General features: G+C 64.7%; 21 protein-coding genes. 18 read left to right on the top strand and 3 right to left on the bottom strand.

The features are described 5' to 3' along the window. Nucleotides 1–12 precede the first annotated feature (12 nt). The 18 genes from nuoG (at nucleotide 13) to BM002_RS11240 (ending at nucleotide 16,802) form a co-directional block, all read left to right on the top strand. A complete protein-coding gene (gene nuoG / locus BM002_RS11325; RefSeq protein WP_092780823.1) occupies nucleotides 13–2,031 on the top strand; it encodes an NADH-quinone oxidoreductase subunit NuoG in 2,019 nt (672 codons plus the stop codon). Nucleotides 2,032–2,033: 2 nt separating this feature from the next. Then, nucleotides 2,034–2,423: a hypothetical protein gene (locus tag BM002_RS11320; RefSeq protein ID WP_092780820.1), complete on the top strand. Its 390-nt coding sequence runs from the start codon at nucleotides 2,034–2,036 to the stop codon at nucleotides 2,421–2,423. A 9-nt stretch (nucleotides 2,424–2,432) separates the two neighbouring features. Then, nucleotides 2,433–3,470 (top strand): NADH-quinone oxidoreductase subunit NuoH, encoded by a 1,038-nt coding sequence (gene nuoH, locus BM002_RS11315; RefSeq protein ID WP_092780817.1) that lies wholly within the window; start codon nucleotides 2,433–2,435, stop codon nucleotides 3,468–3,470. Nucleotides 3,471–3,481: 11 nt separating this feature from the next. Beyond that, the gene (locus tag BM002_RS11310; RefSeq protein ID WP_139212349.1) at nucleotides 3,482–3,910 is read left to right on the top strand and encodes a hypothetical protein; all 429 of its coding nucleotides are present in this window, start codon (nucleotides 3,482–3,484) and stop codon (nucleotides 3,908–3,910) included. A gap of 108 nt (nucleotides 3,911–4,018) precedes the next feature. Further along, on the top strand, nucleotides 4,019–4,705 hold the full coding sequence (locus BM002_RS11305) for a class I SAM-dependent methyltransferase (RefSeq protein WP_092780811.1): 687 nt from the start codon (nucleotides 4,019–4,021) through the stop codon (nucleotides 4,703–4,705). Next, the gene (gene nuoI / locus BM002_RS11300; protein ID WP_092780808.1) at nucleotides 4,702–5,196 is read left to right on the top strand and encodes an NADH-quinone oxidoreductase subunit NuoI; all 495 of its coding nucleotides are present in this window, start codon (nucleotides 4,702–4,704) and stop codon (nucleotides 5,194–5,196) included. Before BM002_RS11305 ends, nuoI begins: the two co-directional genes overlap by 4 nt. After that, nucleotides 5,196–5,900, top strand: coding sequence for a DUF4259 domain-containing protein (locus BM002_RS11295; protein ID WP_092780805.1), 705 nt, complete (start codon nucleotides 5,196–5,198; stop codon nucleotides 5,898–5,900). Before nuoI ends, BM002_RS11295 begins: the two co-directional genes overlap by 1 nt. Continuing rightward, entirely contained in the window at nucleotides 5,897–6,286 is a 390-nt protein-coding gene (locus BM002_RS11290) for a carboxymuconolactone decarboxylase family protein (RefSeq protein WP_092780802.1), read from the top strand. Before BM002_RS11295 ends, BM002_RS11290 begins: the two co-directional genes overlap by 4 nt. Further along, the gene (locus tag BM002_RS11285) at nucleotides 6,283–6,897 is read left to right on the top strand and encodes an NADH-quinone oxidoreductase subunit J (RefSeq protein WP_092780799.1); all 615 of its coding nucleotides are present in this window, start codon (nucleotides 6,283–6,285) and stop codon (nucleotides 6,895–6,897) included. The genes BM002_RS11290 and BM002_RS11285 overlap by 4 nt, the downstream gene beginning before the upstream one ends. A gap of 96 nt (nucleotides 6,898–6,993) precedes the next feature. Beyond that, nucleotides 6,994–7,479 (top strand): hypothetical protein, encoded by a 486-nt coding sequence (locus tag BM002_RS11280; protein WP_175484879.1) that lies wholly within the window; start codon nucleotides 6,994–6,996, stop codon nucleotides 7,477–7,479. Continuing rightward, nucleotides 7,476–8,036 (top strand): hypothetical protein, encoded by a 561-nt coding sequence (locus BM002_RS11275; RefSeq protein WP_092780796.1) that lies wholly within the window; start codon nucleotides 7,476–7,478, stop codon nucleotides 8,034–8,036. Before BM002_RS11280 ends, BM002_RS11275 begins: the two co-directional genes overlap by 4 nt. Before the next feature lie 181 nt (nucleotides 8,037–8,217). Continuing rightward, a complete protein-coding gene (gene nuoK / locus BM002_RS11270) occupies nucleotides 8,218–8,523 on the top strand; it encodes an NADH-quinone oxidoreductase subunit NuoK (protein WP_092780793.1) in 306 nt (101 codons plus the stop codon). A gap of 4 nt (nucleotides 8,524–8,527) precedes the next feature. After that, nucleotides 8,528–10,609, top strand: a complete 2,082-nt coding sequence (nuoL, locus tag BM002_RS11265; protein ID WP_092780790.1) for an NADH-quinone oxidoreductase subunit L — start codon at nucleotides 8,528–8,530, stop codon at nucleotides 10,607–10,609. A gap of 4 nt (nucleotides 10,610–10,613) precedes the next feature. Next, nucleotides 10,614–12,161 carry an NADH-quinone oxidoreductase subunit M gene (locus BM002_RS11260; RefSeq protein ID WP_092780788.1) on the top strand — a complete coding sequence of 516 codons (1,548 nt, stop codon included), beginning with the start codon at nucleotides 10,614–10,616 and terminating at the stop codon, nucleotides 12,159–12,161. A gap of 9 nt (nucleotides 12,162–12,170) precedes the next feature. Beyond that, nucleotides 12,171–13,601, top strand: a complete 1,431-nt coding sequence (gene nuoN / locus BM002_RS11255; RefSeq protein WP_092780785.1) for an NADH-quinone oxidoreductase subunit NuoN — start codon at nucleotides 12,171–12,173, stop codon at nucleotides 13,599–13,601. Next, nucleotides 13,591–14,352, top strand: coding sequence for a biotin--[acetyl-CoA-carboxylase] ligase (locus BM002_RS11250; RefSeq protein ID WP_425431857.1), 762 nt, complete (start codon nucleotides 13,591–13,593; stop codon nucleotides 14,350–14,352). The genes nuoN and BM002_RS11250 overlap by 11 nt, the downstream gene beginning before the upstream one ends. 3 nt (nucleotides 14,353–14,355) lie before the next feature. Beyond that, a complete protein-coding gene (locus tag BM002_RS11245; RefSeq protein WP_092780782.1) occupies nucleotides 14,356–15,129 on the top strand; it encodes a type III pantothenate kinase in 774 nt (257 codons plus the stop codon). Next, nucleotides 15,126–16,802, top strand: coding sequence for a ribonuclease J (locus BM002_RS11240; protein WP_092780779.1), 1,677 nt, complete (start codon nucleotides 15,126–15,128; stop codon nucleotides 16,800–16,802). The genes BM002_RS11245 and BM002_RS11240 overlap by 4 nt, the downstream gene beginning before the upstream one ends. A gap of 92 nt (nucleotides 16,803–16,894) precedes the next feature. Here BM002_RS11240 and fdhF read toward each other — a convergent pair whose 3' ends face one another. From fdhF to BM002_RS11225, 3 genes are all read right to left on the bottom strand, one after another. Beyond that, on the bottom strand, nucleotides 16,895–19,672 hold the full coding sequence (gene fdhF / locus BM002_RS11235) for a formate dehydrogenase subunit alpha (protein WP_092780776.1): 2,778 nt from the start codon (nucleotides 19,670–19,672) through the stop codon (nucleotides 16,895–16,897). Between the two features lie 214 nt (nucleotides 19,673–19,886). After that, nucleotides 19,887–20,624, bottom strand: coding sequence for an SDR family NAD(P)-dependent oxidoreductase (locus BM002_RS11230; RefSeq protein ID WP_092780773.1), 738 nt, complete (start codon nucleotides 20,622–20,624; stop codon nucleotides 19,887–19,889). Next, nucleotides 20,617–21,198 (bottom strand): DUF3833 domain-containing protein, encoded by a 582-nt coding sequence (locus tag BM002_RS11225; protein ID WP_092780770.1) that lies wholly within the window; start codon nucleotides 21,196–21,198, stop codon nucleotides 20,617–20,619. Before BM002_RS11225 ends, BM002_RS11230 begins: the two co-directional genes overlap by 8 nt. Between the last annotated feature and the right edge of the window lie 2 nt (nucleotides 21,199–21,200).

The raw sequence follows: 21,200 nt of genomic DNA, 5'->3' as shown, positions 1-21,200 counted from the left end.
CGGAGCGACCCCATGGCCGACCTCAAGAAAATCGTGATCGACGGGACCGAAATCGACGTCCCCGGAGAGATGACCCTGATCCAGGCCTGCGAGCAGGCCGGCGTGGAAATCCCCCGTTTCTGCTATCACGAGCGTCTGACCATCGCGGGCAACTGCCGCATGTGCCTGGTCGAGGTCGTGGGCGGCCCGCCCAAACCCGCCGCCTCCTGCGCGATGCAGGTCAAGGATCTGCGCCCCGGCAAGGACGGCGAGCCGCCGCAGGTCCGCACCAACAGCCCGATGGTCAAGAAGGCCCGCGAGGGGGTGATGGAGTTCCTGCTCATCAACCATCCGCTGGATTGCCCGATCTGCGATCAGGGCGGCGAATGCGACCTTCAGGATCAGGCGATGGCTTACGGCGTCGACTTCTCCCGTTTCCGCGAACCCAAGCGCGCTGCCGTCGATCTGGACCTGGGGCCGCTGGTCGAGACGCATATGACGCGCTGCATCTCCTGCACCCGCTGCGTGCGCTTCACCACCGAAGTCGCGGGCATCACCCAGATGGGCCAGACCGGCCGGGGTGAAGACAGCGAGATCACGTCCTACCTGGGCGAGACGCTGAAATCCAACATGCAGGGCAACATCATCGACCTGTGCCCCGTGGGCGCGCTGGTCTCCAAGCCCTATGCCTTCACCGCCCGCCCTTGGGAGCTGACCAAGACGGAAACCGTGGATGTGATGGACGCACTTGGCGCGTCGATCCGGGTCGACACGAAGGGTCGCGAAGTGATGCGCATCCTGCCGCGCAACCACGACGGCACCAACGAAGAGTGGATTTCCGACAAGACGCGTTTCGTCTGGGACGGTCTGCGCCGTCAGCGTCTGGACAAGCCCTATATCCGTGTCGACGGAAAGCTGACGCCCGCCACCTGGCCCGAGGCGCTGGCCGCCGCCGCGACTGCGATGCGGGACAAGTCGGTCGCGGGCATCGTCGGCGACCTGGTCCCGACCGAAGCCGCCTTTGCCTTGCGGTCCCTGATGGACAAGATGGGCGGCGTCACCGAATGCCGCACCGACGGGGCCAAGCTGGGCACCGACCGGGCATCCTATGCCGGGACGGCGGCGATCGAGGATATCGACACCGCCGACCACATCATGCTGATCGGCACCGATCCGTCGGTCGAGGCCCCGGTTCTGAACGCCCGCCTGCGCAAGGCGTGGCTGCGCGGGGCGAATGTCGGCCTGGTCGGCGAAAAGGTCGATCTGACCTTCGATTATGCCCATGTCGGCACCGGGCGCGCCGCGCTCGCCAAGGTCGCGGGCCAGTCCATCAGCGACGAGACGCAGGCCGCGCCATCGCTCGTTATCGTCGGCATGGCCGCGCTGACCGGCGACGACGGGGCCGAGGTCTTTGCCCATGCCCGTCAGATCGCGGAGAATTCCAAATCGGGCCTCCTGATCCTGCACACAGCCGCCGCGCGTGTCGGTGCGATGGACGCCGGATGCCACACCGAGGGCGGTATCGACGCGGCGCTGAAGGCCGACGTGATCTATAACCTGGGTGCGGACGAGGTCGAGATCCCCGCCGGGCCCTTCGTGATCTATCAGGGTAGCCACGGCGACCGGGGCGCGCACCGCGCCGACGTCATCCTGCCGGGTGCCGCCTGGACCGAGGAGCAGGGCCTGTTCGTCAACCTGGAGGGCCGCCCCCAACTTGCGCTGCGGGCCAGTTTCGCCCCGGGCGAGGCCAAGGAGAACTGGGCCGTCCTGCGCGCGCTCTCGGCAGAGGTGGGTCAGCAGCTGCCGTTCGACAGCATCGCGCAATTGCGCCGTGCCTTGGTCGAAGCGGCCCCGCAGCTGGCCGAGATCGATCAGGTTGCGGTCAACGAAGCGGCCCCGATGTCCGGCCTGCCCAAACTGGCGGACGGCGATTTCGGCACCTCGCTGCGCGATTTCTACCTGACCAACCCGGTCGCCCGTGCCAGCCAGTTGATGGCAGAGCTGTCGGCGCTGGCCAAGGCGCGCGCCGCGCAGCCGATCGCCGCGGAGTAGTGATGCGTCGCGTGGCGGCGGGGGTCGCCGTGCTGGCCCTGACGGCTTGCCAGACGGCGGAGGTGCCGCGCGTGGACGTCTTTCGCCCCGACTATCAGGGGGCCGAGACGCGGCTTCTGGAGGGCGACCTCGTGAATTTCATCGTCACGATGAGAGGCGCGCGCGACGGCCAGGATGTGCTCGACTATGCGCAATGCGTGGCCGCGCAATATGCCCTGATCCGGGGCTTCGGCTTCGCGCGACAAGTGCGCACGCAAGTGGACAATGAGGGTGGCCTTTGGCGTGGAGATGCGGTTTACACCGTGTCGTCAGCGATCCCCCGGGGGCTGAGAACGATCGATGCCGAAGTCGCGGTCGAGGACTGCGGCGCACGGGGCATCCCGACCGTATGAGGACGTGAAATGGGCGAATTCTTTCTTACTGGACCCGGTATCGCTCTGATCATCCTGGCGCAGACGCTTGCCGTCGTCGCCTTCGTGATGATCTCGCTGCTGTTCCTCGTCTATGGGGACCGAAAGATCTGGGCTGCGGTCCAGATGCGGCGCGGCCCGAACGTGGTCGGCCCTTGGGGCGCGCTCCAGACGGTGGCCGACGCTTTGAAGTACGTGGTCAAGGAAATCGTGATCCCGGCGGGTTCGGACCGCGCGGTCTTCATGCTGGCCCCGCTCATCTCTTTCGTGCTGGCGATGATCGCCTGGGCCGTGATCCCGTTCGGGGACACCTGGGTTCTGGCCGACATCAACGTGGCCATCCTCTATGTCTTCGCGATTTCCTCGCTCGAGGTCTATGGCGTGATCATGGGCGGATGGGCGTCGAACTCCAAATATGCCTTCCTCGGCTCCCTGCGGTCGGCGGCCCAGATGATCTCCTACGAGGTGTCCATCGGACTCATCATCATCGGCGTGATCCTGTCGACCGGCTCGCTCAACTTCGGTGACATCGTGCGGGCGCAGGACACGGGCTATGGCTTCTTCGGCTGGTACTGGCTGCCGCATCTGCCGATGGTCTTCCTGTTCTTCATCTCGGCGCTGGCCGAAACGAACCGCCCGCCCTTTGACCTGCCCGAGGCGGAGTCGGAACTGGTCGCGGGCTATCAGGTCGAATATTCGTCGACGCCCTTCCTTCTGTTCATGGCGGGTGAATACATCGCCATCTTCCTGATGTGCGCGCTGATCTCGCTGCTGTTTTTCGGTGGCTGGCTGTCGCCCATCCCGTTCATCCCGGACTCGCCTCTGTGGATGGTCGCCAAGATGGCGTTCTTCTTCTTCCTCTTCGCCATGGTGAAGGCCATCGTGCCCCGCTACCGCTATGACCAGCTGATGCGTCTGGGCTGGAAGGTCTTCCTGCCGTTCTCGCTGGGCTGGGTCGTGCTGGTGGCGTTCCTTGCCAAGTTCGAGGTGCTGGGTGGGTTCTGGGCCCGCTTTGCAGTGGGGGGCTGATGCGACTTTTCATGTCCATCGGTCTGGTCCTTCTGGCGCAACAGGCCAGCGCACAGAGCGGCTGTGTCATCGTCTCGGCTGAACTCGACCGCTATTTCCGCGCCATCGGCACCGATGAGGCGACGAAGACGGCGGATGAGCTGTCGGTTCTGGATATTCCCGTTGTGCTGCAAACCTACGCCGACACGGCGCGGGACGCTGCCAAGGCGCTTGACAGAAAACGGGTCTACACTGCCGAACAGGTCGCCGTGCTCGACAATCTCACCGGGTTTGTTGATTGCTTTGTCGGTGACGAGTCCGTGCCGGTCTGGATTGATGGTGTATCGATGCCATTTGCCGAAAGGTTCTCGCAGCAGAGTCGGCTTGACCTTCTCGAGGCCGTTTATGCGGGAAACGGCGAGGCTCCGGTGATTGGCTGTATCAGAGGAGGGCAGTGTTGAAATGACCCAGTCCGACTGGAACCGTTTCGTCACATGCCTCCCTCTTGCCGATCCGCGGCAGGGGATGAGGACGTTCTTCGCAACCAAGGCGACCGGGGGCATCTGAGGATGGCGTCATTCGACGACATGACCACCAACCGCTTTCGGCGGGCGCGGGGAAGGATGCTGGCAACCAAGCTGGCGGCCGCGCGTGCTTTGCTTGGGCGCAAGGTCGTTGTCTTCGACGTTGGCGGGCGGCCCGACTACTGGGCCAATGTCAAAACCGACGATGTGGAGGAGGTCGTCCTTCTCAACAACGATCCGGCCGAACTGGAGCGGGACCTTCCAGAGGGAGATCTGAGCTTCAGGGCCGAATTGGGTGATGCTCGTGATCTGTCCGACCGCTCCGACGGGTCCGTCGATTTCATCCATTCGAATTCCGTGATCGAGCATGTGGGGCCGTGGGAGGACATGGCTGCCATGGCGTCGGAACTGCGACGGGTCGGTGCCGCTGGTTGGGTGCAGACACCCGCATGGGAATTTCCGATCGAGCCGCACTTCAGAGCGCCGTTTCTGCATTGGTTTGCGCAGCCATTGCGCCGCAAGATGATGTGGCTGTCGCCGCACTACCGCAAGCACGACATCGGCAGCCGCCGCGCGCATGTCGACCGCATCAACCTGCTTTCGCGGGGCGAGGTCGAGGCGCTTTTTCCAGATTGCGCCCTCTTCGTGGAGCGAATCGTGCTACCCAAGAGCTATGTCGCCCATTGGCTGCCTGATGTGGCAACCAATGCTTCACCGGAGATCGTAACATGACTCAGATCGACTGGAACCGTTCCGTCAAATACTTCCTGCTTGCCGATATGTGGCAGGGGATGAAGCTGGGGCTGAAGTATTTCTTCGCGCCCAAGGCGACGTTGAACTATCCGCATGAAAAAGGCCCGCTCTCGCCGCGTTTCCGGGGGGAACATGCGCTGCGCCGCTATCCGAACGGCGAGGAACGCTGCATCGCCTGCAAGCTGTGCGAAGCGGTTTGCCCGGCGCAGGCCATCACCATCGATGCCGAACCCCGCGACGACGGCAGCCGCCGGACGACGCGCTACGATATCGACATGACCAAGTGCATCTATTGCGGCTTCTGTCAGGAGGCCTGCCCCGTGGACGCCATCGTCGAGGGCCCGAACTTCGAATATGCGACCGAGACGCGCGAGGAGCTGTTCTATGACAAGGACAAGCTTCTGGCCAACGGGGAGCGGTGGGAGGCGGTCATCGCCAGGAACCTCGAGATGGACGCGCCGTATCGCTGATGGGGACTTGGGGCGTAGATAGTTTCGACAATGACGACGCGGGCGATTTCGTGGCGGCCCTTGAGGCCGACAAATCCGAACCTCCGGTCGTCAACGCCGAACGAGTGATCGCAGCGCTGGATGCCGTCTTCGCTCAGTCGGCACAGGGCCTCGATGCAGGCGTCGCCGCCATAGGCGTTGCCGCCGCGGACATTGTGGCCACCTCGCTCGGGCAGTCCCGCGCTACGGAAAAGGCCGATCCCTATGAGCTCGAGAACGCGTTGAAGTTCAATGACGACGCGGTCGGCAAGGCGGTCGCCGTTCTGTCACGCGTCCGCGCCGATGGCTCCGAACTTGCAGCGTTGTGGGACGAGACCGACGACGCCGAAGACTGGCGCACAGCCCTCTCCGCCTTGGAGGCGCGCCTGCGCAAGGCAGCCGAAACCCACGGCCTCGACCCCACCTTCGTGCCGGAAGACGAAGGCGGGATGTCCGAGGAACAGACGATCCGCGACACGGTCGATCAGGTCTACGACGACATGATGGTCGAGATGGAGCGGGTTGCGGACACGGGAGCAGGCGATCCGCAGGTCGAGATGCTGCGCCACCTCGTGCGCAAGATGCACCTTGTCCATAAAGACATCACCAACATGCGGTACTTCGTCGTCGACAGCCTGGACACGCTGACGGCGCGTATCGACCGGATCGAGAAGGCAGGCCAATGACCGATAACCCCTTCGCTGCCTGGATGGGCCAGATGCAGGACGTGGCCAAGGCCATGAACCCCGCGCTCGAGCATTTCACGCCTACGGGCTTTGAGAAACTGTGGCCCACGATGCCGCCCGAACTGGTCGAGCAATTCATGGGCAAGGGCATCAGTCCCGAGGGTCTGGATGCCAAGACCAAGATGCTGCTGACGCTGGCGGGTCTGACCGTGCTTGGCGCGCAGGCCGAGGCGCAGGTGCGCATCACCGTCCGCCAGGCCGTGGCGCAGGGTGCCACCAAGCAGGAAATCGCCGAAACCATCGGGCTCATGGGTCTGTTCGGTGGCCTGCCCGCAATGAACAAGGCGATGGAGCTCGCCAACGAGGTTCTGGAGGAAAAGGAATGACCGTTCTCGATTTCGCCTTTTATCTGTTCGCCGTCATCACCGTTTCGGGCGGATTGATGACTGTGGTGTCGCGCAACCCGGTGCATTCGGTGCTCTGGCTGATCCTGACGTTCCTGTCGACGGCGGGGCTGTTCGTCCTTCTGGGGGCGGAATTCGTCGCGATGCTGCTGATCATCGTCTACGTGGGCGCGGTCGCGGTGCTGTTCCTCTTTGTGGTCATGATGCTCGACGTCGATTTCGCCGAGTTGAAGGCCGAGATGGCCAAGTATGTGCCGCTGGCCGGGTTGATCGGGATCGTCCTGCTGATGCAGCTGGCAATTGCCTACGGCGTCTGGGAAACCGCCGAAGGGCTGGAGATCGCGCCGGGTCTGGCCGCGATCGAGACGCCGCCGACCCTGAACACCGAAGCGCTTGGCCTCGTCCTTTACGACCAGTATTTCGTCATGTTCCAGCTGTCGGGCCTGATCCTGCTGGTCGCGATGATCGGGGCGATTGCCCTGACGCTGCGCCACCGCAAGGACGTCAAGCGCCAGAACGTGCTGCACCAGATGTGGCGCGATCCGGCCAAGGCGATGAACGTGACGGATGTGAAGCCCGGGCAGGGGCTCTGACCCGTGCTGCGGGCGGTCGCGCTTGGCCTCGTATTCGCCGGTCCCGCGGTTGCGAACCCGCAGTCTTCCGCCCCCGCACGGCCACTCCGCTGACCCATGATCCGCGCTGCCGTGATATCGTTTGCCCTGGTGCAACCGGCCTTTGCGCTTGAGTTGGAGCAGTGCAACCGGACTACGAATGTTTCGCACGGGGGCGAGGCGGGCGCGCGTGATCTTGGGGCGGGCTATGTCGCGTGGGAGGTCTGGTGGGCACAGGAAGGGGTGGCGAGCGATCTTCTGGTGGCCGATTGCCGGGGGCAGATGGTCCTGTCCAGTCGCCTGCGCGAAGAAGGGGTCCGCGACCGTGCCTTTGACCGCCGGGATGCGGGGCGGGACGTTCTGGACCGGTTTTCCCGCCGCTCACCGGCGTTTTTCGCCCTCGCCGATCTGGCCCGGGATCTGGAGGGCGTCGGGCGCGATACGGTGATTTCCCCGATGGTGACCGAAGCCTGCCCCTGTGCGGCCCTCTATCCCGACGCCCGCGGCGATCTGCCTGCCTTTGAACTCGTCCCCGTCCAATCCGTCATAGGAGATTCGCTGTGAAGACATTCGCCTGCCTTTCCGCGGCGGTGGTCGTCGCCGTCGCCGCCCCCACGCTCGCCTGTAGCCCGCTGCTCCCCGACACGCGCACCTCGGTGGAGATCATCCGTGGGAGCCGTCCGGTCGAGGTCACGGCACAATGCGCCTTCACGAACGGAGGGGGCAGCGACAACCTGAGTGGCGGCGATGCCGTCGACCTTGGCAATGGCCGCGTGGCGCAGTCGCTGCTTTACAACAACGTCGCGGTTCTGGTGTCGGATTGCCAATCCCGCGAGGCGACGATGTTCTATGCCCCCGTCGACGAAAGCAAGGGACCGTTCACCACCTGCGGCCCGACCGATTTTCTCACCACGCTCGGCCCTGACGCCATCGTGGACCTGTCGGCGGGGGCGACCCTGACCGAGCTGGTCGAGATCGTGACACCCGCGGGTCTGCGCGAAACAGACCCGATCCGCGCGCTCAACACGGCGCCCTGGGGCAAACCCGTGCCGCGCAAGGACCGGATCGACCTTTTATGTGGCTGCAAGCTGTTCTACCCGGACAGTCCCGGGGCAAGATAGGCCCAATCGGGCAGGAAAACGTCACCTTCCGCTTGCGCTGCGGGCGCGGACAAGGCACTTGGCGGGCAGGCGTCTGCACGCAGACCGACACGACCGGCGACCCCGGACACGGGCCGCCAGAATGACCCCGGGCCACGCGCCCGACCGAAGCGAAGGGGTGCCAGAACCCCGGAGGGACGAGATGATCGGATTGGAACACTACCTCACCGTGGCGGCGGCCTTGTTCGTCATCGGGATTTTCGGGATTTTCCTTAACCGCAAGAACGTGATCATCATCCTGATGTCGATCGAGCTGATGCTTCTGGCGGTGAACATCAATTTCGTCGCCTTCTCGGGCTTTCTGGGCGATCTGACAGGGCAGGTGTTCACGCTGTTCGTCCTGACCGTCGCCGCCGCCGAGGCGGCCATCGGCCTTGCGATCCTGGTCTGCTTCTTCCGCAACCGCGGCACCATCGACGTCGAAGACGTCAACGTGATGAAGGGCTGACATCATGGAAACCATCATCCTCCTCGCCCCGCTGGTGGGCGCGCTGATCTGCGGCTTCGGCTGGAAGTTCATCGGGGAAAAGGGCGCCATGGTCACGGCCACGACGCTGCTGTTCCTGTCGGCGATCCTGTCCTGGGTCGTCTTCCTGACCCATGACGGCGTGACCGAGCGGATCCAGCTTCTGACCTGGATCGAAAGCGGCAGCCTGCTGACCGACTGGGCGATCCGTCTGGACCGGCTGACGGCGATCATGCTGATCGTGGTGACGACCGTCTCGTCGCTCGTCCACCTCTATTCCTTCGGCTACATGGATCACGATCCGCAGTGGCGCGAGGGCGAGGTCTACAAGCCCCGGTTCTTCGCCTACCTGTCGTTCTTCACCTTCTCGATGCTGGCGCTGGTGACCTCCGACAACCTGCTCCAGATGTTCTTCGGGTGGGAAGGCGTGGGCGTGGCGTCCTATCTCCTGATCGGGTTCTACTGGCGCAAGCCCTCGGCCTCGGCCGCGGCGATGAAGGCCTTCATCGTCAACCGGGTGGGTGACTTCGGCTTTGCGCTCGGCATCTTCGGGCTGTTCTACCTGACCGACTCGATCAACTTCGAAGACGTGTTCGCCGCCGCGCCCGCGCTGGCCGAAACCACGATCCGTTTCCTCTGGACGGACTGGAACGCCGCGAACCTGATCGCGTTCCTTCTGTTCATCGGGGCCATGGGCAAATCGGCGCAGCTTGGCCTGCACACCTGGCTGCCCGACGCGATGGAGGGGCCGACACCCGTCTCGGCCCTGATCCACGCCGCGACCATGGTCACCGCCGGGGTGTTCCTGGTCTGCCGCATGTCGCCGGTGATGGAATTCGCGCCCGCCGCGATGGCCTTCATCGTGGTCATCGGCGCGGCCACCGCTTTTGTGGCGGCGACCATCGGTCTGGTCCAGAACGACATCAAGCGCGTGATCGCCTATTCCACCATGTCGCAGCTTGGCTACATGTTCGTGGCCGCAGGTCTTGGCGCCTATTCGGTGGCCATGTTCCACCTGTTCACCCACGCCTTCTTCAAGGCGATGCTGTTCCTCGGGGCCGGGTCGGTCATCCACGCGATGCACCACGAGCAGGACATGCGGAACTATGGCGGCCTGCGCAAAAAGATCCCGCTGACGTTCTGGGCGATGATGATCGGCACCCTGGCCATCACCGGCGTCGGCATCCCGCTGACCCACATCGGTTTCGCGGGCTTCCTCTCCAAGGATGCCGTGATCGAGGTCGCATATGCGGGCACCGCGGGGGGCTTTGCCTTCTGGGCCCTGGTCATCGCGGCGCTGTTCACCAGCTTCTACAGCTGGCGGCTGATGTTCCTGACGTTCTACGGCACGCCGCGCGGCGACAAGCACACCCATGATCACGCCCACGAAAGCCCCAAGGTGATGACCGCCCCGCTTGGCGTTCTGGCCGTGGGGTCGGTGCTGGCCGGGATGGTGTTCTACGGTCCGTTCTTTGGCAGCCAGGAACAGGTCGATCACTTCATGGGCGTGCCGGGGGCCGAGGCACATGCCACCGCGACCGGCGGCCTGATCGGCGTGGCCCATGCCGCGACCGAGGGCGAGGGCGAGGAGCCGCACGAGCGCGCGCCCCAGGTGCCGGGCGAGGGGGCGATTTTCATCGGTCCCGAGAACCACATCATCCACGAGGCGCATCTGGTGCCCAAGTGGGTCAAGGTTTCGCCCTTCGTGGCGATGCTCCTCGGGCTGCTGACGGCCTGGCTGTTCTACATCCGCGCGCCCGCCCTGCCGCGCCAATGGGCGGACACGCTGGCCCCGTTGCACCGGCTTCTGCTCAACAAGTGGTATTTCGACGAAATCTACGACTTCCTGTTCGTCCGCTTCGCCAAGTGGCTTGGCACCTTCCTGTGGAAGAAGGGCGACGGGAACGTCATCGACGGTTCGATCAACGGGCTGGCCATGGGGATCGTGCCGCTGGCCACCAAGTGGCTCAACAAGGCCCAGTCGGGGTACATCTTCACCTACGCCTTCGCGATGGTCATCGGGATCGTGATCCTGATCACCTGGACGACCATCGGAGCCGGGAACTGAGACCATGGATAATCTTCTCTCCATTGTCACCTTCACACCGCTGATCGCGGCCGCCATCCTCGCGCTGTTTCTGCGCGGCGATGATGCGGCGGCACAGCGCAATGCCAAGTGGCTGGCCCTCGGTGCGACCAGCTTCACGTTCCTCGTGTCACTGTTCATCCTGGCGGGCTTCGATCCGCAGAACCCCGACTTCCAGTTCGTGGAAGAGCGCGCCTGGCTGTCGACCTTCACCTACAAGATGGGCGTCGACGGCATTTCCGTCCTCTTCGTGATGCTGACCACCTTCCTGATGCCGCTGGTCATCGCGGCCTGTTGGGACGTGACGCACCGGGTGAAGGACTACATGGTGGCCCTTCTGGTGCTCGAGGCGCTCATGATCGGGGTGTTCTGCGCGCTCGATCTCGTGCTGTTCTACGTCTTCTTCGAGGCGGGCCTCATCCCGATGTTCCTCATCATCGGCATCTGGGGCGGGGCGAACCGCATCTATGCGGCGTTCAAGTTCTTCCTTTACACCCTGCTCGGGTCCGTCCTGATGCTGGTGGCGATGATCGCGATGTATCTGGATGCGGGCACCACCGACATCCCGACGCTGCTGTCGCACCAGTTCAGCTATGCGCCGCTCAACGTTCTGGGCATCAGTGTCGTGGGCGGGATGCAGACCCTGCTCTGGCTCGCCTTCTTCGCCAGCTTCGCGGTCAAGATGCCGATGTGGCCGGTCCACACCTGGCTCCCGGATGCGCACGTGCAGGCCCCGACCGCCGGGTCGGTCGTGCTGGCGGCGATCCTGCTCAAGATGGGGGGCTACGGCTTCCTGCGCTTCTCGCTGCCGATGTTCCCGGTCGGGTCCGAGGTGATGGGGCCGCTGGTCCTGTGGCTGTCGGCCATCGCCATCGTCTACACCTCGCTGGTGGCGATGATGCAGCAGGACATGAAGAAGCTGATCGCCTATTCGTCCGTCGCGCACATGGGCTATGTCACCATGGGCATCTTCGCCGCAAATCAGCAGGGCGTCGACGGCGCGATCTTCCAGATGATCAGCCACGGCTTCGTGTCGGGCGCGCTCTTCCTGTGTGTCGGCGTGATCTATGACCGGATGCACACCCGCGACATCGACGCCTATGGCGGCCTGGTGAACCGGATGCCGGCCTATGCGCTGGTGTTCATGCTGTTTACCATGGCGAACGTCGGCCTTCCGGGCACTTCGGGCTTCGTCGGTGAATTCCTGACGCTGATGGGTGTGTTCCAGGTCAACACCTGGGTCGCCCTTGTCGCCACGTCGGGCGTGATCCTGTCGGCGGCCTATGCGCTCTGGCTCTATCGGCGGGTCGTCTTCGGCGACCTCATCAAGGAGAGCCTGCGCTCGATCACCGACATGACCGGGCGTGAACGGGCCATCTTCGCCCCGCTGATCGTGGCCACGTTGCTCTTCGGTGTCTACCCGAGCCTGATCACCGATATCATCGGCCCGTCGGTCGCCAATCTCGTCGCCAATTATGACATCGCCACGGCGGATCTCGTGCTGGGTCACGATGTCGCCTCGGCCGACCATTGAGGACCGGACATGAGCGCTGATCTTTCCCTCATCCTTCCCGAGATCGTCCTTGCGGTCTATGTCATGGTGGCCCTTCTGGGCGCGGTCTACACCACCAAGGACGCGCTGGCCCGGCCTCTGGTCTGGCTCACGGCGGCGGTGCTGACGCTGGTCGCGATCTGGATCGGCCTGTCGTCCAACAGCGGCAGCGGCTTTGACGGCATGATCGTCAAGGACGCCTTCTCGCGCTTTGCGCAGGTCACGATCCTGCTGTCCGCGGCGGTCGTTCTGGTGATGGGGCAGGATTACATGGGCCGCGTCGGCCTGATGAAATTCGAATACCCGCTCATCATCACCCTGTCGGTCATCGGGATGATGGTCATGGTTTCCGCGGGCAACCTTCTGACGCTCTACATGGGGCTCGAGCTGCAATCCCTGTCACTCTACGTCGTCGCCTCCATGCGGCGCGACCATGTGAAGTCGACCGAAGCGGGTCTCAAGTATTTCGTCCTGGGCGCGCTGTCGTCGGGCCTCCTGCTTTATGGTATCTCGCTGACCTACGGCTTTGCGGGCACCACCGATTTCGCGGGCGTCATCGCCGCCGCGGCGGGCGACGCCCCGCTCGGGCTGCTGTTTGGTCTCGTGTTCATGATCTCGGGCCTGGCGTTCAAGGTCTCGGCCGCGCCCTTCCACATGTGGACGCCCGACGTCTACGAAGGCTCGCCCACGCCGGTCACCGCCTTCTTCGCAACGGCCCCCAAGGTCGCGGCCATCGCCATGTTCGCCCGTGTCGTCCACGATGCCTTCGGCGGAATCGTCGGCGACTGGCAACAGATCGTGGCCCTTCTGTCGGTCATCTCGATGTTCGTCGGCGCCATCGCCGCCATCGGCCAGCGCGACATCAAGCGCCTGATGGCCTATTCCTCGATCGCCCATATGGGCTTTGCCCTGATGGGTCTGGCCGCCGGGACGGCGGGCGGGGTGCAGGCGATGCTCCTCTACATGGCGATCTATGTCGTTATGAACATCGGCACCTTCGCGTTCATCCTGTCCATGACCAGCGACGGGATGGAGACCACGGATATCGGCGCGCTGTCGCAACTGTCGAAGGCGCGCCCCGGCGCGGCCATCGCCCTGCTGATCCTGATGTTCAGCCTTGCGGGCATCCCGCCGATGCTCGGCTTCTTCGCCAAGCTCTTCGTGTTGCAGGCCGCCGTCGATGCCGGACTGACCTGGCTTGCGGTCCTGGGGGTCATCGCGTCGGTCATCGGGGCGTTCTACTACCTGCGGATCGTCTATTTCATGTATTTCGGCGAATCCGACTCGCCGCTGGATCGTGGCATGTCCGGGATCCAGTGGATCGCGATGGTCAGCTCTGCCGTCCTGCTGGTGGTGGGTGTCGCGGGCATGTTCGGGATCGAGGGACTGGCGACTGCCGCCGCGGCTGCGCTTGTCAACTGACGCGACCCCGATCCGGCGTGGGCCACCCTGGCCGCGCGATGTCGACCGAATCCTGCTGGACGAGATCGACAGCACCTCGGCTGAAGCGATCCGCCGCGCCCCCGCCGGGCCGACCTGGATCATGGCGCGCCGACAGACGGCGGCGCGCGGTCGGCGTGGCCGGGCCTGGGTGATGCCCGAAGGAAATTTCGCCGCCTCGCTGATCTGGCGCCCGGGCGGAGAGCCTGCGGCCCTCGCCCTGCGCAGCTTTGTCGCCTCGCTCGCTTTGCGGGATGCGCTGGCCGACATGGGGGTCGCGGGGCTGACGCTCAAATGGCCGAACGATGTGCTTCTGGGCGGCGGCAAACTGGCGGGCATCCTTCTGGAGTCGCCGTCGCCGGGTACGCTCGTCCTCGGGATCGGCATCAACCTCATCGCCGCCCCGGACCCTGCCGCGGTCGAGGCGCGGGCCTTGCGCCCCGTCTCCCTTCTGGCCGGATCGGGCCTGCGGATCACGCCCGAAGAGATGCTCGACCGCCTCGCCCCGGCTTTCGCCGCGCGAGAGGCGCAGATGCAGGCCTGGGGCTTTGCCCCGATCCGCACGGAATGGCTGGCCCATGCGGCGGGCCTGGGTCAGACCCTGACCGCCCGCACCGGGACCGACACCGTCGAAGGCACCTTCGAGGATGTGGACGACACCGGCCAGCTTGTCCTGCGCACCGCCAAGGGCCCGCACCGTGTGGCGGCGGGCGACGTGTTCTTCGGGGGATAGCCCATGCTTCTGACCATCGACTGCGGCAATACCAACACGGTCTTCGGCATCTGGGACGGCGCGACCTTCGTGGCGTCCTGGCGGCGCGCGACCAATCACCAGACGACGGCCGACGAATACTACACCTGGCTGCGCACCACGATGAACCTTCAGAACGTGGATGTCTCGATCACCGAATGCATCATCTCGTCCACGGTGCCGCGCGTCGTCTTCAACCTGCGCGTCCTCTGTGACCGTTATTTCGAAACCCGCCCCCTGGTCGTCGGCAAGCCCGAGACGAAGCTGCCCATCGGGGTGCGCGTCGATGCGGGCACGGCCGTGGGGCCTGATCGGCTGGTCAACACCGTGGCCGGGTTCGACCGGCATCACGGCGATCTGATCGTGGTCGATTTCGGAACCGCGACCACCTTCGATGTATCCGACACCGATGGTGCCTATATCGGAGGCGTCATCGCCCCCGGCGTCAATCTGTCGCTGGAGGCGTTGCACATGGCCGCCGCGGCCCTGCCGCATGTCGATATCACTCAGCCGCAGCGCGTTGTGGGCACAAATACCGTTGCCTGCATGCAATCCGGCATCTTCTGGGGCTATGTCGGCCTCATCAAGGAGATCACGTCCCGGATCCGTGCCGAGCGTGATCGCCCCATGAAAATCATTGCCACCGGCGGGCTTGCGCCGTTGTTCCAACAGGCAGATGACCTGTTCGATTCCATCGAAGACGATCTGACGATGCACGGGCTGACCGTCATCCATCAATTCAATAAGGAAAATCCATGAGCGGACGAAACCGCCTTATCTACATGCCCCTCGGCGGGGCAGGCGAAATCGGCATGAATGCCTATGTCTACGGCTACGGGCCCGAGGGGAAGGAACGCCTGATCCTCGTCGATCTGGGCATTGCCTTCCCGGATATGGACTCGACCCCCGGGGTCGACGTGATCCTGCCGGATATCGCTTGGCTGCTGCAGCGTCTGGACCGGCTCGAGGCCGTGTTCATTACCCACGGTCACGAAGACCACGTGGGCGGCACCGGCCATCTGTTCGGCCAGATCCAGAAGCCGATCCATGCCCGCAAGTTCACCGCCAACCTAGCGCGCCGCAAGTTGCAGGAAAAGGGCCAGGACCCGAAGAACGTCATCACCGCCGCGCCCTTCCCGGCGATGATCGACGCGGGCCCCTTCCAGGTCGGCTTCCTGCCGGTCTCGCACTCCATCCCCGAAAGCGCCGCCCTCGTGATCGACTGCCCGGCGGGCCGGATCATCCACAGCGGCGATTTCAAGATCGACGCCTCGCCCATCGTGGGCGAACCCTTTGACCCCGATCTCTGGGCCGAAGCGGCCAAGCCGGGCGTTCGCGCGCTGGTTTGCGATTCGACCAACGTGTTTTCCAAGCACCCGGGCCGGTCCGAAGCCGAAGTTGCCCCGAACCTCAAGCCGCTGGTCGCGGCGGCCAAGGGCATGTTCGTCGCCACGACCTTTGCCTCCAACGTCGCGCGCCTGCGCTCGCTGGCCGAAGCCGGAGTGGCGTCGGGGCGCTCCATCTGCCTGATGGGCCGCGCCATGCGCCGCATGACCGAAGCCGCCGTCGAAGAGGGCATCCTGACCGATTTCCCCAAGACCGTCTCGCCCGAGGAAGCCGCCGACATCCCGCGCGAAAGCCTGATGCTGATCGTCACCGGCAGCCAGGGAGAGCGCCGCGCCGCATCGGCGCAGCTGTCCCGTGGCAAGTATTTCGGAATGGAGCTGAAGGAGGGCGACACCTTCCTCTTCTCGTCCAAGACGATCCCGGGCAACGAAAAGGAAGTCGCGCACATCATGAACAACCTGTCCGAGATGGGCGTGGATGTGGTGACGGCGGACGACGGGCTCTATCACGTGTCGGGCCACGCCAACCGGCCCGATCTGGAAACGGTCCACAAGCTGGTCAATCCGCAGGTCGTCATTCCGATGCACGGCGAACACCGTCACCTGCGCGAACACGCCAAGCTGGCCGAGTCGCTTGGCCGCACCGGTCTCGTGGTTCCCAACGGCACCATGGTCGATCTGGCGGGCAATGCCCCGAAAATCGTCGACCACGTGGAGACGGGGCGGACCTATGTCGACGGCTCGGCCCTGGTGGGTCAGTTCGACGGCGTGGTGCGCGACCGCATCCGCATGGCGCTCAATGGCCATGTGGTCGTGGCGGTGATGGTCGATGACGACGACGACATCCTCGAAGACACCTGGGTCGACATTCGCGGCCTGCCCGAAGTCGTGCGCGGGTCTGCCCCGCTGGCCGAGATGATGGAAGAGCATCTGGCCGGCCAACTGGCCCGGATCGATACTCGCACCGCCGGGGATGACGAAAAGCTCGAGGATCTGATCATCAAGGGCGTCCGCAAGGTCGCCCAGGACGAGATCGGCAAACGCCCCGAAGTCACCGTGTTGATCACCCGGCTGGCGGCGGAATAGCCAAGCGCCGACAAGGGGTTAATTGAGGTTGGCCCGCTGGACCTGAAAAGCGAAAGGCCGGATCGCCATGTGGCGGCCCGGCCTTTCTGTCGTCATTCCGCCGCTACCGCCTCGGCTGCCTCGACCTTTACGGCCGAAAACTTGAACTCCGGGATCTTTCCGAACGGGTCGAGCGACGGGTTCGTCAGGATGTTTGCCGCCGCCTCGACGTAGGCGAAGGGCAGGAACACCATGTCCGGGGCCACTGCGCGATCCGCCCGCGCCATCAGCGTCACGCTGCCCCGCCGCGTCGTCAGGCGCACATGGCCGCCGGCGTCGACGCCGAGTTTGCGCAGGGTCGAGGGGTGGAGCGAGCAATTCGCCTCCGGCTCCACCGCGTCCAGCACCTTGGACCGCCGCGTCATCGACCCGGTGTGCCAATGCTCCAGTTGCCGCCCCGTGGTCAGGATCATCGGGAAGCGTTCGTCCGGCATCTCGGCGGGTGGTGTCACGCGCGCGGGCGTGAACATCGCGCGACCGGCACGACGGGGGAAGCCGTCACCGAAGACGACACTTTGCCCCGGATCCTCGTTCGACAGGCTTGGGTAGGCGACCGCCCCCTCGCTCTCCAGCCGGTTCCAGGTGATGTGATGCAAGGATCGCATCGACATCTTCATCTCGTTGAACACCTCGCGCGGGTGGTCGTAATCCCAATCGAGCCCGATGCGGTTCGCCAGCTCGATCAGGATACGCCAATCCTCCCGCGCCTCGCCCGGCGGCTGGAGCGCCTGCCGCGCCATCTGCACCTGCCGGTTCGTGTTCGTGACCGTGCCCGACTTTTCGGGGAAGGCGCTGGCGGGCAGGATGACGTCGGCGAAATTCGCCGTCTCGGTGACGAAGATGTCCTGGACCACCAGATGATCAAGGTTGGCGAGCGCCTTCCTCGCATGGTCCACATCCGGGTCGGACATCGCGGGGTTTTCGCCCTGGATGAACATCCCCTTGATCTCGCCGCGATAGACCCGGTCCATGATCTCCACCACCGTCAGGCCCGGCGTGGGGTCGATCTCCGTCCCGTCCCAGATGTGACGGAAGAGGTCACGCACGGCCACGTCCGTGACGGATTGATAGTTCGGCATCACATGCGGGATCAGGCCCGCGTCCGACGCCCCCTGCACGTTGTTCTGTCCACGCAGCGGGTGCAGCCCGGTTCCGGGCCGCCCGATGTGACCGCAGAGCAGCGCCAGCGAAATCAGGCAACGGGCGTTGTCGGTGCCGTGGATGCTCTGGCTGACGCCCATGCCCCAGAAGATCATTGCCTTTTGGGCCCCGGCGTAGTCGCGGGCCACAGCGCGGATCGTCTCGGCATCGATCCCGCACAGCTCGGCCATGCGGTCGGGGGTAAAGGCGCGGATGTGGTCGCGGAACTCGAAGAACCCTTCCGTGAAGCCCTCGATGTACTGCCGGTCGTAGAGCTTCTCCTCCACGATCACGTTCATGATCGCATTGAGCAGCGCCACGTCGGTGCCCGGCCGGAATTGCAGCATGTGCTTGGCGTGCCGCTTCATCGCGGTGCCGCGCGGGTCCATGATGATGAGCTCGCCGCCGCGTTTGGTGAACTGCTTGAAGAAGGTCGCGGCGACGGGGTGGTTCTCGGTCGGGTTGGCCCCGATGACGATGGCCAGATCGGCGTTCTCGATCTCGTTGAAGCTGGCCGTGACGGCCCCCGACCCGACGTTCTCCATCAGCGCCGCAACCGAGGACGCGTGGCAAAGCCGGGTGCAATGATCGACGTTGTTGTGGCCGAACCCCTGTCGGATCAGCTTCTGGAAAAGATAGGCTTCCTCGTTGGTGCATTTCGCACTGCCGAACCCCGCGACCGACTTGCCGCCATAGAGCGACCGCAGGTCGACCAAACCATTTGCCGCCACGTCCAGCGCCTCGTCCCAGGTCGCCTCGCGGAAGTGCGTCCAGGGATTGCCTGGATCGACATTCAGGCCCTTCTCGGGCGCGTCCCGGCGGCGGATCATCGGCTTGGTGATGCGGTGCGGGTGGTGGATATAGTCGAAACCGAACCGCCCCTTGACGCAGAGCCGTCCTTCGTTGGCAGGGCCGTTGATGCCGTCCACCTTGACGATCCTGTCGCCCTTGACCTTCAGCGACACCTGGCAGCCGACGCCGCAGAACGGGCAGATCGACTTTACCTCTTCGTCGAAATCCTTGCTGTCGCCGACCTGATCCGCGTTCACCATGGTGGCGGGCATCAGCGCGCCCGTCGGACAGGCCTGCACGCATTCGCCGCAGGCCACGCAGGACGAATCCCCCATGGGATCGTCGAAATCGAACACCGGATAGGCGTCGTGCCCGCGCCCGGCCATGCCGATGACGTCATTGACCTGCACCTCGCGACAGGCGCGCACGCACAGGCCGCATTGGATGCAGGCATCAAGGTTTACCTTCATGGCGACATGGCTGTCGTCCAGAAGGGGGATGCGCTCCACCTCCAGCGTCGGCAGGCGGCTTGTCGTCATGCCGTTCGCATCGGCCATGGCCCACAGGTGCGACGAGCGGTCGTGGGCCGCATCGCGCTCCGGCTGATCGGCCAGCAGCATCTCGACCACCATCTTGCGCGCCGACTTGGCCCGCGCGCTGTCGGTCGTCACCACCATCCCTTCGGCGGGTTCGCGGATGCAGGAGGCGGCCAGAACCCGCTCTCCCGCGATCTCCACCATGCAGGCGCGGCAGTTGCCATCGGGCCGATACCCGGGCGCGGGTTTGTGACACAGATGAGGGATGACCAGGCCACGCCCGTTCGCCACCTCCCAGATGGTCTGGCCGGGCTGCGCGATGACCTGCTTGCCATCGAGCGTGAAGATGATCTGTTCGGACATGATTGGCCCCCCTCGCAGGGGAAGGCTAGGACACGTCCGCCCCGGTCGAAAGCCCATGCACGACAGCCAGCGTGTGGGAAACGACAAGCCGCGTTTCCAAAAGGCCACGCGCCGCCCCGAAACGGATCAAAGCCCTTTCTTCTCGGCTAAAATATCCCGGGGGTGCGGGGGCTGGCCCCCGCCCGGCGCGACGCCCGCGAGGCGGCGCAACCCCTCACTTGCGGGCGAACAATCCATACCAGAGCCAGTCGGGCAGGAACTGACCGCCCCGGAACAGCCAGGAAAACACGGTCGGGAAACTCTTCTTGAAGTCGTCCCCGTTCATCAGCTCGAACATGTGCTGCGCGGCTTCCTCGGGCGTCATGAGAAACGGCATGTCGAAGTCGTTCTTGTCGGTCAGCCGGGTCTTGATGAACCCGGGGTTGGCGACCTGGATCTGCACGCCGGTGTGGCGCAGGTCGGCATGCATCCCCTCGGCCAGCCACATGACACCGGCCTTCGACGCGCCGTAGCCCGTGGCCCCCGGCAGGCCGCGGAACCCCGACAGCGACCCGGTCAGGACGATGTGGCCCGCGTCGCGCTTTACCATGTCGCCGATCACGGCGCCCACGGCACGCGCCGCGCCCGTCATGTTGATGTCGAGCATCGCCTCGACCTGTTCGGCGTCCCAATCCTGCGCCTTCTGCGGCCAATAGACCCCGGCGAGGAAAACCATGCCGTCCACATGCCCGATTTCCCTTGCTGCCGCCTCGACACTTGCGCGATCGGAGACATCGCAGGGTATCACCCGGGACCGTCCTGGCAGGCCTGCGGCGACCTCGGCCAGCTTGTCTTCGGAGCGGGCCGACAGCACGACTTCGGCCCCCGCCGCCGACAGCTTGGCCGCCAGCGCCGCGCCCAGTCCGTCGGACGCCCCGATCAGCCAATAGGTCTTGCCGGTCCAGTCACGCATCTGTCTTCTCCGATGTGGGTTCGATCGGGCGGATGGTCGCGAAAAGCTCCGCCACCTTCACGCCGAACTTGGTGAATTGGCTGCGGTTGAGGATCGTCCCGTCCTCTTGCAGGTACATCCAGTCGACGGCGTCCAGAACGTGCCCGCCGCTCTTTTCCGGCAGCCGGATGCGGTACCGCATCCCGAAGGCGTTGCCCGCCATCCGGCCCCGGCCCGCGCCGATCACGTCGTCAGCTTCGGCCCGGACGGATCCGTCATCGGCCACGGTCAGGCGCCATTGCCGGTCCTGGGTGCTGCCGTCGTCATAGATGAAGTGTTCGTCCATCACGCCCTTGGGCCCGTCCCAGGTCGTATTCATGATCGCCCGGAACCGCGACGTCACCCGCCCGGTCGGGCCGAAGATCATTCCGTCGCAAGCCAGCTTTCCGTCGAGATGCGCCTTGAGGTCGATGAGCGGGAGGTTGTCTGCATATTCCGACGCCTTCTGGGACGGAAACTGCGCATACTGGCGCAGCACCCAAAGTGCCGCGATGGTCAGGACCATCCCCAGTGCCAATGCCGTCATGCCGTCCATCG

The sequence above is a fragment of the Jannaschia pohangensis genome (genome assembly GCF_900113875.1).
Classification (GTDB): Bacteria; Pseudomonadota; Alphaproteobacteria; order Rhodobacterales; family Rhodobacteraceae; genus Jannaschia; species Jannaschia pohangensis.
This window is presented reverse-complemented; position numbering and strand designations above follow the sequence as displayed.

Excerpts from the sequence above, each read along its gene's own strand:
- nuoG (WP_092780823.1), top strand. The coding sequence starts at position 13 with ATGGCCGACCTCAAGAAAATCGTGATCGACGGGACCGAAATCGACGTC.
- BM002_RS11320 (WP_092780820.1), top strand. The coding sequence starts at position 2,034 with ATGCGTCGCGTGGCGGCGGGGGTCGCCGTGCTGGCCCTGACGGCTTGC.
- nuoH (WP_092780817.1), top strand. The coding sequence starts at position 2,433 with ATGGGCGAATTCTTTCTTACTGGACCCGGTATCGCTCTGATCATCCTG.
- BM002_RS11310 (WP_139212349.1), top strand. The coding sequence starts at position 3,482 with ATGTCCATCGGTCTGGTCCTTCTGGCGCAACAGGCCAGCGCACAGAGC.
- BM002_RS11305 (WP_092780811.1), top strand. The coding sequence starts at position 4,019 with ATGGCGTCATTCGACGACATGACCACCAACCGCTTTCGGCGGGCGCGG.
- nuoI (WP_092780808.1), top strand. The coding sequence starts at position 4,702 with ATGACTCAGATCGACTGGAACCGTTCCGTCAAATACTTCCTGCTTGCC.
- BM002_RS11295 (WP_092780805.1), top strand. The coding sequence starts at position 5,196 with ATGGGGACTTGGGGCGTAGATAGTTTCGACAATGACGACGCGGGCGAT.
- BM002_RS11290 (WP_092780802.1), top strand. The coding sequence starts at position 5,897 with ATGACCGATAACCCCTTCGCTGCCTGGATGGGCCAGATGCAGGACGTG.
- BM002_RS11285 (WP_092780799.1), top strand. The coding sequence starts at position 6,283 with ATGACCGTTCTCGATTTCGCCTTTTATCTGTTCGCCGTCATCACCGTT.
- BM002_RS11280 (WP_175484879.1), top strand. The coding sequence starts at position 6,994 with ATGATCCGCGCTGCCGTGATATCGTTTGCCCTGGTGCAACCGGCCTTT.
- nuoK (WP_092780793.1), top strand. The coding sequence starts at position 8,218 with ATGATCGGATTGGAACACTACCTCACCGTGGCGGCGGCCTTGTTCGTC.
- nuoL (WP_092780790.1), top strand. The coding sequence starts at position 8,528 with ATGGAAACCATCATCCTCCTCGCCCCGCTGGTGGGCGCGCTGATCTGC.
- BM002_RS11260 (WP_092780788.1), top strand. The coding sequence starts at position 10,614 with ATGGATAATCTTCTCTCCATTGTCACCTTCACACCGCTGATCGCGGCC.
- nuoN (WP_092780785.1), top strand. The coding sequence starts at position 12,171 with ATGAGCGCTGATCTTTCCCTCATCCTTCCCGAGATCGTCCTTGCGGTC.
- BM002_RS11245 (WP_092780782.1), top strand. The coding sequence starts at position 14,356 with ATGCTTCTGACCATCGACTGCGGCAATACCAACACGGTCTTCGGCATC.
- BM002_RS11240 (WP_092780779.1), top strand. The coding sequence starts at position 15,126 with ATGAGCGGACGAAACCGCCTTATCTACATGCCCCTCGGCGGGGCAGGC.
- fdhF (WP_092780776.1), bottom strand. The coding sequence starts at position 19,672 with ATGTCCGAACAGATCATCTTCACGCTCGATGGCAAGCAGGTCATCGCG.
- BM002_RS11230 (WP_092780773.1), bottom strand. The coding sequence starts at position 20,624 with ATGCGTGACTGGACCGGCAAGACCTATTGGCTGATCGGGGCGTCCGAC.
- BM002_RS11225 (WP_092780770.1), bottom strand. The coding sequence starts at position 21,198 with ATGGACGGCATGACGGCATTGGCACTGGGGATGGTCCTGACCATCGCG.